Origin of the sequence: Bradyrhizobium sp. BR 1432 (assembly GCF_051547705.1) — a bacterium.
Classification (GTDB): domain Bacteria; phylum Pseudomonadota; class Alphaproteobacteria; order Rhizobiales; family Xanthobacteraceae; genus Bradyrhizobium; species Bradyrhizobium zhanjiangense.
Window position 1 is genome coordinate 149,480 of sequence record NZ_JBPUGF010000004.1, and the last position, 14,960, is coordinate 164,439.

Consider the following 14,960-nt stretch of genomic DNA (forward strand, 5'->3'; position numbering starts at 1 on the left):
CGCTTCTCAATGATCCAACCTAACCGGAGCACACCGCCTTACGAGGCGTCATCGAGCGCCGCCAGCCGCTCGGCCTCGGCGATGTCCTCGACGGTATTGGCATTGAAGAGCGGGTCGAGCGGCTCGGTCGGCCATGTCACCGTCGCCAGCGGATAGCGCGCGGTCCAGCGGTCGATCTTGCGGAGGTCTTCGACCACCAGCGCGTGGCGGAGCTCGTCGCGCAAGTCGACGCGCCAAAGGCCGATCACCGGATGCGACTGATCGCCCGATGCGGCGACCGCGAGCTGTGCGTTCTCGCGCGCCCGCGCCTCATGTAGGCGGGCGACCAGATCGCGCGGCAGGAACGGGCAGTCGCCGGCGGCGCTGAGCACCCACTCGATCTCCGGCCGGTTTGCCGCAGTCCAGTCGAGCGCGGCGAGGATGCCGGCGAGCGGGCCGGGAAAGCCGGGCACGTCGTCGGCGACCACCTGCAAGCCGAACGCGGCGAAGCGCGCGGGATCGCCGTTGGCATTGAGGATCAGTCCGCTACATTGGGGTGAAAGGCGCGCGATCACACGCTCCAGGATGGTGCGGCCACCGATGCTGCGCATCGGCTTGTCGCCCCCGCCCATGCGGCGGGCGAGACCGCCGGCGAGCAGAACGCCAAGAGTCGGCGGAACACTCGTCGCGGGAATCTCAGTCGTCACCACCTTCACCCTTGCGCTTGTGCTTCGCCGATTCCTCCTCGACGTAGGCGAGATTCTGATCGTAGACGATGCGGTCTTCGCCCGCGAGCGCGATGAAGCGCTTGCCGCGGGTGCGGCCGATCAGCGTCAGCCCGACCTGCCTTGCGAGGTCGACGCCCCAGGCGGTGAAGCCGGAGCGCGACACCAGGATCGGAATGCCCATGCGCACGGTCTTGATCACCATCTCGGAGGTGAGGCGCCCGGTGGTGTAGAGGATCTTGTCGCCAGGCTCGACGCCATGGCGGTACATCCAGCCCGCGATCTTGTCGACCGCGTTGTGGCGGCCGACGTCCTCGGTGTAGCAGAGTGGGATGCCCTCCTTGCACAGCACGCAGCCATGGATCGCGCCGGCCTCCAGATAAAGCGAGGGCATGGTGTTGATGGTCTGGGTCATCTGGTAGAGCCAGGAGGTGCGCAGCTCCGCCTTGGGGAGTGCGACGCTCTCGACCGCCTCTAACAGGTCGCCGAAGGCGGTGCCCTGCGCGCAGCCCGACGTCTGGGTGCGCTTCTTCAGCTTGGCCTCAAAATTGGTGTGGTGTGAGGTGCGCACCACGACCACCTGGAGGTCGTCGTCGTATTCGACCTCGGTGACCGCATCATTATATTTCAGCATGTTCTGGTTCAGCAGGTAGCCGAGCGCCAGATATTCCGGATAGTCGCCGATCGTCATCATGGTGACGATCTCCTGGGAATTCAGGTAGAGCGTCAGCGGCCGCTCCATTGGCACCTTGATCTCGACCCTGGCGCCGGTCTGGTCGGTCCCGGTCACGCTTTGGGTCAGGCGCGGGTCGTCCGTGTCAGGGACGATCAGGGGCACCGGGGTCTTGTCGATCTTCATCATGGTTGCGACGTTAGCATGACATTCGGGTCAAGCCGATATAAGCATGGCGGGGAGAGGCCGGAAGTTCCATCGGCTGGCGAGCCGTTGGCGGAGATCGAAAGGTGATGAAAGTCATCGGCCTTGCAGGCTGGAGTGGGGCGGGCAAGACCACGCTGTTGACGCGGCTGATCCCGCATTTCAACGCGCAGGGCCTGCGCGTTTCCGTGATCAAGCACGCGCATCACCAGTTCGACGTCGACGTGCCCGGCAAGGATTCCTGGCGCCATCGCGAGGCCGGCGCGGCCGAGGTGTTGGTTGCTTCGTCCAACCGCTGGGCCTTGATGCACGAATTGCGCGGCGCGGCGGAGCCGCGGCTGCCGGAACTCTTGGGCAAGCTGTCCGCGGTCGATCTGGTCGTGGTCGAGGGCTTCAAGCGCGAGCCACATCGCAAGATCGAGGTGTTTCGCGGCGCCAATGGCAAGCCACTGCTGTTTCCAGACGATCCCGGCATTGCCGGTATTGTCGCCGACGTCGCGGTTGACACCCGGCTGCCGACTGTCCATCTCGACGATATTCCGGCCGCGGCGGCATTGTTGCTGCGCGCGGCGATGCCGGTTGAGGAAGCGGTGGCGAAAAGCGCCGCGATGCGCTGACGAGGCACCATGGCGCAACTATCGGACGATTGCTTTGCCTTCGGCGGCCCGATGATGTCGGTGGACGAGGCCGTTGGCCTGATCACCACGCGCGTCAATGCGATCGCCGATCTCGAAACCGTGGCGCTCGTCGAAGCGGACGGGCGCGTGCTGGCGCGCGATATCGCAGCGCCTTTGCCGCTGCCGCCCTTCACCAACTCGGCCGTCGATGGTTACGCCGTCCGCAGCGCGGATCTTCCGCAAGGCACCGAGCAGGCGTTGCCGCTCGACGGCCGCATCCAGGCCGGCGGCCTTGCACAAGCGCCGATCAAGCCCGGCCACACCGCGCGCATCTTCACGGGCGCGCCGATGCCGCCGGATGCCGAGACGGTCTTCATGCAGGAAGATGTCCGCATCGATAAGTCCGGCAAGGTGGTGCTGCCGCCGGGGCTGAAGCCGGGTGCCAATGTCCGCCCTGCGGGCGAGGACATTCCCGAAGGGTACGTCGCACTGCGCGCCGGCCAGCGCTTGCGGCCGCAGCACGTTGCCCTCGCCGCCGCCTTCGGCCTGACCAGCCTCGACGTCGTCAGGCGCATCCGCGTCGCGGTGTTCTCGACCGGTGACGAGCTGGCATCGCCCGGCGAACCGCGCGCAGCCTCGCAACTGTTCGATTCCAACCGCTTCATGCTGATGGCGATGCTGCGCCGGCTCGGCTGCGAGGTCAGCGATCTCGGCATCTTGCGCGACGAACCGACGTCGCTTGCGAACGGCCTGAAGCAGGTCGCCGGCGAACACGACCTTATCCTTACCACCGGCGGCGTCTCGACCGGGGAGGAGGATCACGTCAAGGCGGCGGTCGAGAGCATCGGCTCGCTGGTGCTGTGGCGGATGGCGATCAAGCCCGGCCGGCCGGTCGCAATGGGCATCATCGACGGCACGCCGCTGATCGGATTGCCCGGCAATCCCGTTGCGAGCTTCGTCACCTTCGTCCATGTGGTGCGGCCGACGGTGCTGGCGCTCGCCGGCAGCCTGCCGGAGCCGCTGACGCCGATCCCTGTGCGCGCCGCGTTCACTTACAAGAAGAAGGCGGGCCGGCGCGAATATGTTCGCGTCTCCTTGCGGCGCGGAGAGGATGGCATGCTCGAGGCGATCAAGTTCCCGCGGGAAGGCGCTGGGCTGTTGTCGTCGCTGATCGAGACCGACGGCTTGGTCGAACTCGCCGAAAGCGTCACGGGCGTCGAGCCGGGGCACAGCGTAGGTTTCCTACCCTACGCCGATCTGCTCTGATGCGGCTGCGTTGACGCCATCGCCTCATCCCGCCATGTTGCGCCCATGACCCGAACGACGCTCGATCTCACCGGGCTGAAATGCCCGTTACCTGCTCTGAAGACGCGCAAGGCGCTGAAGCCGTTGCAGCCTGGCGATCAACTCGAAGTGCACTGCACCGATCCCTTGTCGGTGATTGACATTCCGAATCTGATTCGCGAGACCGGCGACAAGGTCGAGATCACCGAGCGCAACGAGGCGCGCATCGTATTCCTGGTCGAAAAGAGCGACGCCCCGTAGAAAGGCGAATGTTCACGGCGGCGACGTTTGACTATGCTGCGCCTGCGGGGACGGCCGAAGCTTCGCTGCAGTGCGAAAGGCGCCGAATATTGCGGTGGATGATCTCAAACCTAAGACATCGGGCATGACTTTCTCAACGCCGAGGGCAAGCACAGCCGCGAGTCCCGCGGTGGGCCGCGAGCCTGCCGTCAAGCTCGGCAAGACGGCTGCAGGGCCGGAGTTCGGCGCGCTGGCGCAGGCCTCCATCCTGATCGTCGACGACGAGCCGGGCATGCGCAATTTCCTAGTGCGCACGCTTGCGCCGCGCTGCAAGTTGGTGGACGAGACAGCCGATACCGACCAGGCCTCGCGCAAGCTCGATTCCAACCGCTACGACGTCGTCATTCTCGATAACATCATGCCAGGCAAGAATGGCGTCGATTGGCTCGCCGAGCAGCGCGCCGTCGGCTTTTTCGCCGACGCCATCCTGATCACCGCCTATGCCGACCTCGACACCGCGATTCAGGCCTTGCGCGCCGGTGCGGCCGATTTCGTGCTCAAGCCGTTCCGCTCCAACCAGATCCTCAACGCGGTGGCACGATGCCTCGACCGTGTCCGCCTCCAGCGCGAGAACTATGTCCTGCGCTATGCTTTGCGTGCCTCGTCCGACCGCACCTTTCTGCGCGACAATCTGATCGGACAGTCGGCAGCGACGCTGCGCGTACGTGAGACCATCGCGCGCGTCGCGCGCCTGCCGACCTCGGTTCTCCTCACCGGCGAATCCGGCACCGGCAAGGAAGTGGCAGCGCGCTCGATCCACTCGCTGTCCGACCGCGCCGACAAGCCCTTCGTGCCCGTGAATTGCGCGGCGATCCCGCCCGAGATGATCGAGGCCGAGCTGTTCGGACACATCAAGGGCGCCTTCACCGGCGCCGATTCGGGGCGCGAGGGCTTATTCCTGTATGCGCATGGCGGCACGCTGTTCCTGGACGAGATCGGGGAGCTGCCGCTGCCGATGCAGAGCAAGCTGCTCCGCGTGCTCGAAGACCGCCGCGTCCGTCCGGTTGGCTCCGAGCGTGAAGTTCCGGTCGACCTTCGCTTCATCTTCGCAACCAATGCCGAGCTTCAGAAGGAGGTCGAGAAGGGCCGTTTCCGAGCTGATCTGTTCTACCGACTCAACGTGATGCAGATCCGCCTGCCGCTCCTGAAGGATCGCGGCGATGACGTGCAGGAGCTTGCCGCCATCTTCATGAGCAAGCTGTCGGCTCAGCTCGGCATGCCGCCGGTGCCGATCGATGCCTCGGTGCGGGCGGCGCTCGCAAGCTATGACTGGCCGGGCAATGTGCGCGAGCTGCGCAATTTGATCGAGCGCACGCTGATCCTCGGCGCCTTCCCCGACGATTTCGCCGATCCCCGCAACAACGGTCAGTCGGCGCCTGCCGACAGTCTCGCGGAGCTCGAGCGCCGTCACATTCTCGGCGTGCTGAAGGAGGTCAATGGCAATCGCGAGGAGGCGGCGCGTCGCCTCGGTATCTCGCGCAAGACCATCGACCGCAAATGCGCGTTGTGGGATGTCTGATGCTGCCGGCCGCAGCGGCGAGCCCGTGCGGGGACGCTCCGTCCGCTTCCGGCTGCTCGCCATCGCGCTGCTGCCGATGCTGGTCATCCTGCCGCTCCTGCTCGGGGTTGCGATCTATCGCTGGAACGCGAAATTCGACGCGACCCTGATCTCCAAGGTCAACGGCGATCTCACCATCGCCCACCAATATCTCGCCCGCATCCTGGAAAAGACCGGCGTCCAGCTCCGGGCGCTCAGCCTGTTGGCCCGCTTCCATGAGGTGCTGGCGCCGGATGCGCGCGGCTCCCTGCAGGATCTGCTCGACGAGACCCGCAAGGAAATCGGTCTCGATTTCCTGTATCTCACCAACGATCGCGGCGACGTCCTGGCCTCATCGCCGCCGCTGCAGCATCGACCGAGAAGTGACTGGCCGATCATCAGGTCGGCGCTGTCGGGACAGGTCCCTGCGACGGGCGTCGACATTTTCGGCAATGACGAGCTCGCGGCAATTTCGCCGGCCCTGGCTGAGCGCGCGCGATTAGACCTCGTGCCGACCCCGAACGCGGTGCCGACCGACCGCAGCACCGAGACGCGCGGCATGGTCGTGCATGCGGCGAGCCGGGCGATGCTACCTGACGGTGGCGCCGCTGCGCTGGTCGGCGGCACGCTGCTCAACCAGAATCTCGAATTCATCGACACGATCAACGATCTCGTCTATCGCGCGGCGAGCCTGCCGGAGGGCAGCCAGGGCACCGCGACGCTGTTCCTGGACGACGTGCGGATATCGACCAACGTCCGTCTGTTCGAGGGACGGCGCGCGCTCGGCACGCGCGTGTCGGCGGCGGTGCGCTCGGCCGTGCTGGGCGAGGGGCGGACCTGGCTCGACAGCGCTTTCGTGGTCAATGACTGGTACATCTCCGCCTACGAGCCGCTGGTCGACAGTTACGGCAAGCGGGTCGGCATGCTCTATGTCGGCTTTCTGGAGAAGCCGTTCAGCGAAGCCAAATACCAGACATTGATAATCATCATCGCAGCGTTCATCGCGATCACCGCAGCGACCGTACCAATCTTCCTGCGCTGGGCGAGCTCCATCTTCATGCCGCTGGAGCGCGTCACGGCGACGATCACCGAGGTGGAGCGCGGGAACCTCTCCGCCCGCACCAAGATGCCGGTGTTGGGTGACGAGATCGGCCGCGTCGCGGTTCATCTCGACAGCCTGCTCGACCAGATCCAGGAACGCGATCGACAGCTCCGGGAATGGAATGAGGAACTGAACGTCCGCGTGCGGGAGCGCACGCGCGACCTCGAGCACGCCAATCTTAAGCTCGAGGCGACCACCAAGCAGCTCATCATGTCGGAGAAGCTGGCTGCGATCGGCGAGATCACCGCCGGCGTTGCGCACGAGATCAACAATCCGATCGCAGTGATGCAGGGCAATCTCGACGTTATCCGCAGCGTGTTCGGGGCCGATGCCGACAAGGCGAAGGTCGAGTTTCGCCTGCTCGACGAGCAGATTCACCGCATTAGCCAGATCGTGACCAAGCTGTTGCAGTTTGCAAGGCCGGAGGAATATGCCGGCTATGTCGAGCGCCATGCGCCGGCGAGCGTCATCTCCGACTGTCTGCCGCTGGTGCAGCATCTTCTGAACAAGACCGAGATCGCCGTGGTCAGGGACGACCGCGCCAACCGGCTCGTGCTGATGAACCGCAACGAGCTGCAGCAGGTCCTGGTCAATCTCATCGTCAACGCGATCCATGCCATGCCGGAAGGCGGAACCCTGACGCTCCGCTCCTTCGATGCCGAGCGCGACGGCCATCAAGGCGTCGCCATCGAGGTCGCCGACACCGGCATCGGCATGAGCACTGAGGTGATCGAAAAGATATTCGACCCCTTCTACACCACGAAGCGGCGGCAAGGCACCGGGCTCGGCCTCTCCATCAGCCAGACGCTGATCAAGCGCCAGGGTGGGCAGATCACGGCCGAAAGCCGCGTCGGTTCCGGAAGTACATTCACAGTGTGGCTGCCGGAAGCGACCTGATTGGACATTTTGTCCGAGGATCTCGGGACATTCTGTCCGGCGCAGCACATTGCGCTGCGGGAAGTCGTTGAATTGTCACGATGCGACTTCTGGCACGTACGTTGCTCATCTCAGGACAGGGTGTTGAGGGGGATGAGGGCGCGATAGCCGTCACTGCAACGCTGCTTGCGGGGTGAAGGGACATCACCCGCAACCAGCTGCTTGCTCGGCGCATATGACGGATGCGCACCAGACGATTCCGCTTCGGCATGAAGTCCGACCTGTCATGCGCGGCTGCCAAGCTCGCACGGCCGGTCTCAAACCGATGTGCCGGCAAGGCCGCGCTTGGGAGGTAATGCTTATGACGACTGCCGATACCGTTCTTGCACCAATTGGTGCTCCCGGCTTTCTCGATCGTGAACGCACGATCGCGACCGCCGGCTTCAATCGCTGGCTGGTGCCGCCGGCAGCGCTGTGCATCCATTTGTGCATCGGCATGGCCTATGGCTTCTCGGTGTTCTGGCTGCCGCTCTCGCGCGCGATCGGGTTGACCGCACCGAAAGCCTGCCCGGACATGTCGCTGTGGCAAGAGCTCTTCACCACCACCTGCGACTGGAAGGTCGCAAGCCTGGGGTGGATGTACACGCTGTTCTTTGTCTTGCTCGGCGTCTCCGCCGCGATCTGGGGCGGCTGGCTCGAGCGCGCCGGTCCGCGCAAGGCGGGCGTCGTCGCCGCCTGCTGTTGGGGCGGTGGTCTTCTGATCGGTGCTTTCGGCGTCTACGTCCACCAGCTCTGGATCATGTGGCTCGGCGCCGGCGTGATCGGTGGCGTGGGACTTGGGCTCGGCTACATCTCCCCGGTGTCGACCCTGATCAAATGGTTTCCGGATCGTCGCGGCATGGCGACCGGCATGGCCATCATGGGATTCGGCGGCGGTGCCATGATTGGAGCGCCTTTCGCCAATCTCTTGATCAACTACTTCAAGACACCCAGTTCGGTCGGCGTCTGGGAGACCTTCGTCACGATGGGGGTGGTCTACTTCGTCTTCATGATGATCGGCGCCTTCGCCTATCGCGTGACGCCGGCCGGCTGGCAGCCCGAAGGCTGGACCCCGCCGAGCGAGAAGAAGTCGATGATCACCGAGCACCATGTGCACCTCGACAACGCGCACAAGACGCCGCAGTTCTGGCTGATCTGGTGGGTGCTCTGCTTGAACGTCTCGGCGGGTATCGGCGTGATCGGCATGGCCTCGCCGATGCTTCAGGAGATATTCGCCGGCAAGCTGATCGGGCATCCCGAGCTGACCTTCGGCCAGCTTTCGGTCGAACAGAAGGCCGCGATCGCTGCGATCGCCGCCGGCTTCGCCGGTCTGTTGTCATTGTTCAACATCGGCGGCCGGTTCTTCTGGGCCTCGATGTCGGACCTCATGGGCCGCAAGAACACCTACTACACGTTCTTCATCCTCGGCATCGCTCTCTACGCGCTGGCGCCGACCTTCGCGGCGATGGGCTCGAAGCTGCTCTTTGTGCTCGGCTTCGGCATCATCCTGTCGATGTATGGCGGCGGCTTCGCGACCGTGCCCGCCTATCTCGCCGACATGTTCGGCACGCAGTTCGTCGGCGCCATTCACGGCCGGTTGCTGACGGCGTGGTCGACCGCCGGCATCATCGGCCCGGTCGTGGTGAACTACATTCGCGAGTTCCAGCTCGCGGCGGGCGTTCCACGTGACCAGCTCTACAACACCACCATGTACATCCTCTGCGCCATGCTGATCGCGGGCCTGATCTGCAACTACCTGATCAAGCCGGTCGATCCGAAGTGGAACATGAGCGAGGAGGAGGTTGCCAAGCTTCAGGCTGCAAGTGCCAAGACCCAAGCCGGCATCCAGTATGGCTCCTTCGGCATCGGCAAGGGCGGTTTGGATGCCAGGGCCGCGCTGTTCTGGGCCTTCGTCGGTGTTCCCTTGGCATGGGGTGTGTACAAGACACTCGAGAGCGCGGTGAAGATCTTCTGATCGTGCAGGGCCCTCTCGCAGCGGGAATCTCCACTCGAAGGTGCATGAGGGCGGCGCCAGATCGATCCGAGCGGGGCATGCGGCTTTTTGGCCGCATGCCCCCTAAATACTTATTGCAACGCACGAATTCTCTTGGCATCTGGTATGCCAATGATTAGAGTTGGACTTGTTCTAAAGAAGGGCTACGAGACGCAGCGATGAGCCACGACGTGCAACAGGTCCGCTCGTTCGAACATCCGGGCGAGGGACGGAAGCGAGCCAAGGCGACGCCCAAGGGGCGCCAGGTCGACCCTACGGCCGCGCACGAGATCGAGCAACTGCTCGGCGACAGGCCGCGGCGGCGCGATCTGCTGATCGAATATCTGCACCTGATCCAGGACAAATACCACCAGATCTCGGCCGCGCATCTCGCCGCGCTCGCCGACGAGATGAAGCTCGCCTTTGCTGAGGTGTTCGAGACCGCGACCTTCTACGCGCATTTCGACGTGGTGAAGGAAGGTGAGCCTGACATCGCGCCGCTGACGATCCGCGTCTGCGATTCGCTGACCTGCGCGATGCTCGGCGGCGAGAAGCTGCTCGAGGATTTGCAGAGCGCCTCGGGCCCTGGCATCCGCGTCGTGCGCGCGCCTTGCGTCGGCCGTTGCGATACGGCACCTGCTGCTGAGGTCGGCCACAACTTCGTCGACCACGCGACCGTCGCCAATGTGATGGCGGCCGCGAAGGCCGGCGACACCCACGCGCATCTGCCGAAATATATCGATTACGAGGCCTATGTCGGCGGCGGCGGCTACAAGCTGCTCAATCGCCTGCGCTCCGGCGAATTACCGACGGACGAGCTGCTGAAGGCGCTCGATGACGCTTCGCTCCGCGGTCTCGGCGGCGCAGGCTTCCCGACGGGACGCAAATGGCGCGCGGTGCTCGGCGAGCCCGGGCCGCGGCTGATGGCGATCAACGGCGACGAGGGCGAGCCCGGCACGTTCAAGGACCGTTACTATCTCGAAACCGATCCGCATCGCTTCATCGAGGGCATGCTGATCGGCGCGCATGTGGTGCAGGCCTCCGACGTCTACATCTATCTGCGCGACGAATATCCGGCCTCACGCGAGATCCTGGAACGCGAGATCGCCAAGCTCCCGCCGGGCGGTCCGACGCTGCATATGCGCCGCGGCGCCGGTGCCTATATCTGCGGCGAGGAATCCTCGCTGCTGGAGAGCATCGAGGGCAAGCGCGGCCTGCCCAGGCACAAGCCGCCTTACCCGTTCCAGGTCGGCCTGTTTGGCCTGCCGACGCTGATCAACAACATCGAGACGCTGTGGTGGGTGCGCGACATCGTCGAGAAGGGCGCCGACTGGTGGAAGGGGAATGGCCGCCATGAGCGTCATGGCCTGCGCAGCTTCTCGGTCTCGGGCCGCGTCAAGAATCCCGGCATGAAGCTGGCGCCCGCGGGCATCACCGTGCGCGAGCTGATCGACGAATATTGCGGCGGCATGGCCGACGGCCATCAGTTCTATGCCTACCTGCCGGGCGGCGCGTCGGGCGGCATCCTGCCGGCGTCGATGGACGGCATCCCGCTCGATTTCGGCACGCTGGAGAAATACGGCTGTTTCATCGGCTCCGCCGCGATCGTGATCCTGTCGCAGAAGGACAGCGTGCGCGCAGCGGCGTTGAACCTGATGAAGTTCTTCGAGGACGAGAGCTGCGGTCAGTGCACACCGTGCCGCGTCGGAACCCAGAAAGCAGCGCTGCTGATGCAGAAGCCGGTCTGGAACCGGGCCTTGCTGGAAGAATTGAGCCAGGCGATGCGCGATGCCTCGATCTGCGGGCTCGGACAGGCGGCATCGAATCCGCTGACCACCGTGATCAAATATTTCCCTGACGAGTTCAAGGACGCGGCCGAATGACCAAGATTACGTTCGAGCTTGACGGCAAGCAGGTCGAGGCCAAACCCGGCGAGACGATCTGGCAGGTGGCCCAGCGCCAGGGCCGCGAGATCCCGCACCTCTGCTATTCGCCCGCACCCGATTATCGCCCTGACGGCAACTGCCGCGCCTGCATGGTCGAGATCGAAGGCGAGCGCGTGCTGGCGGCGTCCTGCAAGCGCACGCCATCGGTCGGCATGAAGGTGAAGACCGAGAGCGCGCGCGCCGTCGCCGCGCAAAAAATGGTGATGGAGTTGCTCGTCGCCGATCAGCCGGCGCGCGAGACCTCGCACGATCCGGATTCGAAGTTCTGGCACTGGGCCGAGACCACGGGTGTCACCGAGAGCCGCTTTCCTGCCGCCGAGCGCTGGGCGACCGACGCCAGCCATCCGGCGATGCGCGTCAATCTCGATGCCTGCATCCAGTGTGGCCTGTGCGTGCGCGCCTGCCGCGAGGTCCAGGTCAACGACGTCATCGGCATGGCCTACCGCAATGCCGGCGCCAAGATCGTGTTCGACTTCGACGATCCCATGGGCGAGTCGACCTGCGTCGCCTGCGGCGAATGCGTGCAGGCCTGCCCGACCGGCGCGTTGATGCCGGCCGTGATGCTCGACGAGAAGCAGACCCGCGTCACCTATGCGGACAAGAAAGTGGATTCGCTGTGCCCGTTCTGCGGCGTCGGCTGCCAGGTGACCTACGAGGTCAAGGATGAGAAGGTGATCTATGCGGAGGGCCGCGACGGCCCCGCCAATCACAACCGTCTCTGCGTCAAGGGCCGCTTCGGCTTCGACTACATTCACCATCCGCATCGGCTGACCAAGCCGCTGGTGCGGCTGCCGAACGCGAAGAAGGATGCCAACGACCAGGTCGATCCGGCCAATCCCTTCACTCACTTCCGCGAAGCGAGCTGGGAAGAAGCGCTCGACATCGCGGCCAAGGGCTTGGTCAAGATCCGCGACGAGAAGGGCGTGAAGGCGCTGGCCGGCTTCGGCTCGGCCAAGGGCTCGAACGAAGAGGCCTATCTGTTCCAGAAGCTGGTGCGCACCGGCTTCGGCTCCAATAACGTCGATCACTGCACACGGCTCTGCCACGCTTCGTCAGTCGCCGCACTTTTCGAAGGCCTGAGCTCGGGCGCGGTGTCGGCGCCGTTTGCTGCAGCGATGGATGCCGAGGTCATCTGGGTGATCGGCGCCAACCCGACCGTGAACCATCCGGTCGCCGCGACCTTCATCAAGAACGCGGTCAAGCAGAACGGCGCAAAACTGTTCGTGATGGATCCGCGCCGGCAGTCGCTGTCGCGCCACGCGACCAAGCATCTGCAGTTCAAACCGGGCTCCGACGTCGCCATGCTGAATGCGATGATCAACACGATCATCACCGAGGGCCTGACCGACGACCAGTACATTGCCGGCTACACCGAAGGCTTCGAGGAGCTCAAGGAGAAGATCAAGGAGTTCACGCCGGAGAAGATGGAGCCGATCTGCGGCATCCCGGCGCAGACCCTGCGCGAGGTCGCGCGGACCTATGCGCGCGCAAAATCCTCGATCATCTTCTGGGGCATGGGCATCAGCCAGCACGTCCACGGCACCGACAATGCGCGCTGCCTGATTGCGCTGGCGCTGATCACCGGCCAAGTCGGCCGTCCCGGCACGGGCCTGCATCCGCTACGCGGCCAGAACAACGTGCAGGGCGCCTCCGATGCCGGCCTGATCCCGATGTTCCTGCCGGACTATCAGCCGGTCGGCCGCGACGACATGCGCGGCGCTTTCGAGAAGCTGTGGCAGCAGGATCTCGATCCGGTCCGAGGATTGACCGTGGTCGAGATCATGAACGCGATCCATGCCGGCGAGATCAAGGGCATGTACATCGAGGGCGAGAACCCCGCGATGTCCGATCCTGATCTCCAGCACGCGCGCCACGCGCTGGCCATGCTCGATCATCTCGTGGTGCAGGATCTCTTCGTCACCGAGACCGCGTTCCACGCCGACGTGATCCTGCCGGCCTCGGCCTTCGCCGAGAAGGAGGGCTCCTTCACCAACACCGATCGCCGCGTGCAGCTCGCGCGCCAGGTGATCAAGCCGCCCGGCGACGCGCGGCAGGATCTCTGGATCATCCAGGAGATCGGCAAGCGGATGGGGCTGCCGTGGAATTATTCCGGCCCCGGCGACGTCTACACCGAGATGGCGGAGCTGATGCCGTCGCTGAAAAACATCAGCTGGGAACGGCTGGTGCGCGAAGGCGCGGTCACCTATCCGGCCGACGCTCCCGATAAGCCCGGCAACGAGATCATCTTCACCACGGGCTTCCCGACCGCGAGCGGCCGCGGCAAGATCGTGCCGGCCAAGGTCGTCCCGCCGGACGAATTGCCGGATGCCGAATATCCCATGGTGCTGTCGACCGGCCGCGTGCTCGAGCATTGGCACACCGGCTCGATGACGCGCCGCGCGCAAGTGCTGGACCAGATCGAGCCCGAGGCGGTCGCGTTCATGTCGCCGAAGGACATGCGCAAGAAGAGGCTCGCGCCGGGCGACTTCATTCGCCTGGAGACCCGCCGCGGCGCCGTCGAGGTCAAGGTGCGCTCCGACCGCGACGTGCCCGAGAACATGGTGTTCATGCCGTTCTGCTACGCAGAGGCGGCGGCGAACCTGTTGACCAACCCGGCGCTCGATCCCTTCGGCAAGATCCCGGAGTTCAAGTTCTGCGCGGCCAGGGCGGAGCGCGTGGAGATGCGCGACGCGGCGGAGTAGGGACGGCCTCGTTCGGCGACGCGCTGCCGCCAAACCCTCAGTGTCGTCCTGGCGAAAGCCAGGACCCATACCGCGTGATCCATCGATTGCGGACGGTCGCAGTCCCGAACGACTAGCCTCCGTCAAACCACTCCCGGTGGTTATGGGTCCCGGCCTTCGCCGGGACGACAATCGAGCGTGTGGCGCATGTCTGCATCCGCATCGTCATTGCGAGCGCAGCGAAGTAATCCAGACTGCCTCAAAGGCAAGATTCTGGATTGCTTCGTCGCTTCGCTCCTCGCAATGACGGTGGTAAACGTGACTCATGTCCAAAGTCACCCCCGCCACGCGCGCGCTTGAAGCCGCCGGAGTTGCCTTCACCGTCCACACATACGACTACGATCCCGACGCAGAAAGCATCGGGCTCCAGGCCGCCGCCGCGCTAGGTGAAGACCCGGCGCGGGTGTTGAAGACGCTGATGGCCTTAGTGGACGGCAAGCCGGTCTGCGTGGTCGTCCCGTCCGACCAGGAAGTCTCCATGAAGAAGCTCGCCGCAATCGTGAGCGGCAAGTCGGCGCAGATGATGAAGCCGCTCGAGGCCGAGCGCGTCACCGGCTACAAGGTCGGCGGCATCAGCCCGTTCGGGCAGCGCAAGCCGGTGCGCACTGTGATCGACCGGCGGGCCATGACGCAGGAACAGGTGTATCTCAACGGGGGCCAGCGCGGCTTACAGGTGCGGCTCAAGCCGGACGATGCGCGCGAGGTCCTCAAGGCAGTCGTGGCCGACGTGATCGCCTGACCACGCAGGCGGTCGCACGCGCCATCAGTTGCGGTGCACAAACGCGGCGTCGTGCAAGTTGAATTTGTTGCGGGCTCGCGTGCATTGAGCCTGCACAGCATCATTAGACTATGGTAGGGTACGACATCCGCGGAAAAAAAGTGCGTCGAAAACAGGGAGGACGACATGCGGGTGATTGCGTCGAAGGTCCTTGGCTCGCTGGCCG

11 protein-coding genes are annotated in these 14,960 nt (G+C 64.7%); 9 read left to right on the forward strand and 2 right to left on the reverse strand.

The window, feature by feature from the left end:
- Positions 1–38 precede the first annotated feature (38 nt).
- Positions 39–695, reverse strand: coding sequence for a molybdenum cofactor guanylyltransferase MobA (mobA, locus tag ACSKB8_RS41735; RefSeq protein WP_438111140.1), 657 nt, complete (start codon positions 693–695; stop codon positions 39–41).
- Entirely contained in the window at positions 676–1,566 is an 891-nt protein-coding gene (locus ACSKB8_RS41740; RefSeq protein WP_438111142.1) for a formate dehydrogenase accessory sulfurtransferase FdhD, read from the reverse strand. Before ACSKB8_RS41740 ends, mobA begins: the two co-directional genes overlap by 20 nt.
- Before the next feature lie 104 nt (positions 1,567–1,670).
- Here ACSKB8_RS41740 and mobB point away from each other — a divergent pair, with 104 nt between their 5' ends.
- The 9 genes from mobB to ybaK all read left to right on the forward strand — a co-directional run bounded on the left by mobB (position 1,671) and on the right by ybaK (position 14,755).
- Complete coding sequence (mobB, locus tag ACSKB8_RS41745; RefSeq protein ID WP_091884256.1) at positions 1,671–2,198, forward strand: molybdopterin-guanine dinucleotide biosynthesis protein B; 528 nt, start codon at positions 1,671–1,673, stop codon at positions 2,196–2,198.
- A gap of 9 nt (positions 2,199–2,207) precedes the next feature.
- On the forward strand, positions 2,208–3,464 hold the full coding sequence (locus ACSKB8_RS41750; protein ID WP_438111144.1) for a molybdopterin molybdotransferase MoeA: 1,257 nt from the start codon (positions 2,208–2,210) through the stop codon (positions 3,462–3,464).
- Between the two features lie 45 nt (positions 3,465–3,509).
- Positions 3,510–3,743 carry a sulfurtransferase TusA family protein gene (locus tag ACSKB8_RS41755; protein ID WP_028142272.1) on the forward strand — a complete coding sequence of 78 codons (234 nt, stop codon included), beginning with the start codon at positions 3,510–3,512 and terminating at the stop codon, positions 3,741–3,743.
- A 124-nt stretch (positions 3,744–3,867) separates the two neighbouring features.
- Positions 3,868–5,301, forward strand: a complete 1,434-nt coding sequence (locus ACSKB8_RS41760) for a sigma-54-dependent transcriptional regulator (protein ID WP_438111146.1) — start codon at positions 3,868–3,870, stop codon at positions 5,299–5,301.
- Entirely contained in the window at positions 5,294–7,318 is a 2,025-nt protein-coding gene (locus ACSKB8_RS41765) for a sensor histidine kinase (RefSeq protein ID WP_438111148.1), read from the forward strand. The genes ACSKB8_RS41760 and ACSKB8_RS41765 overlap by 8 nt, the downstream gene beginning before the upstream one ends.
- 340 nt (positions 7,319–7,658) lie before the next feature.
- Complete coding sequence (locus ACSKB8_RS41770) at positions 7,659–9,311, forward strand: OFA family MFS transporter (RefSeq protein WP_438111150.1); 1,653 nt, start codon at positions 7,659–7,661, stop codon at positions 9,309–9,311.
- A 197-nt stretch (positions 9,312–9,508) separates the two neighbouring features.
- On the forward strand, positions 9,509–11,212 hold the full coding sequence (locus ACSKB8_RS41775; protein ID WP_438111152.1) for an NADH-ubiquinone oxidoreductase-F iron-sulfur binding region domain-containing protein: 1,704 nt from the start codon (positions 9,509–9,511) through the stop codon (positions 11,210–11,212).
- Positions 11,209–13,977, forward strand: a complete 2,769-nt coding sequence (gene fdhF, locus ACSKB8_RS41780; RefSeq protein ID WP_438111154.1) for a formate dehydrogenase subunit alpha — start codon at positions 11,209–11,211, stop codon at positions 13,975–13,977. The genes ACSKB8_RS41775 and fdhF overlap by 4 nt, the downstream gene beginning before the upstream one ends.
- 304 nt (positions 13,978–14,281) lie before the next feature.
- Positions 14,282–14,755, forward strand: a complete 474-nt coding sequence (gene ybaK, locus ACSKB8_RS41785; protein ID WP_438111156.1) for a Cys-tRNA(Pro) deacylase — start codon at positions 14,282–14,284, stop codon at positions 14,753–14,755.
- The last annotated feature ends 205 nt before the right edge of the window (positions 14,756–14,960 follow it).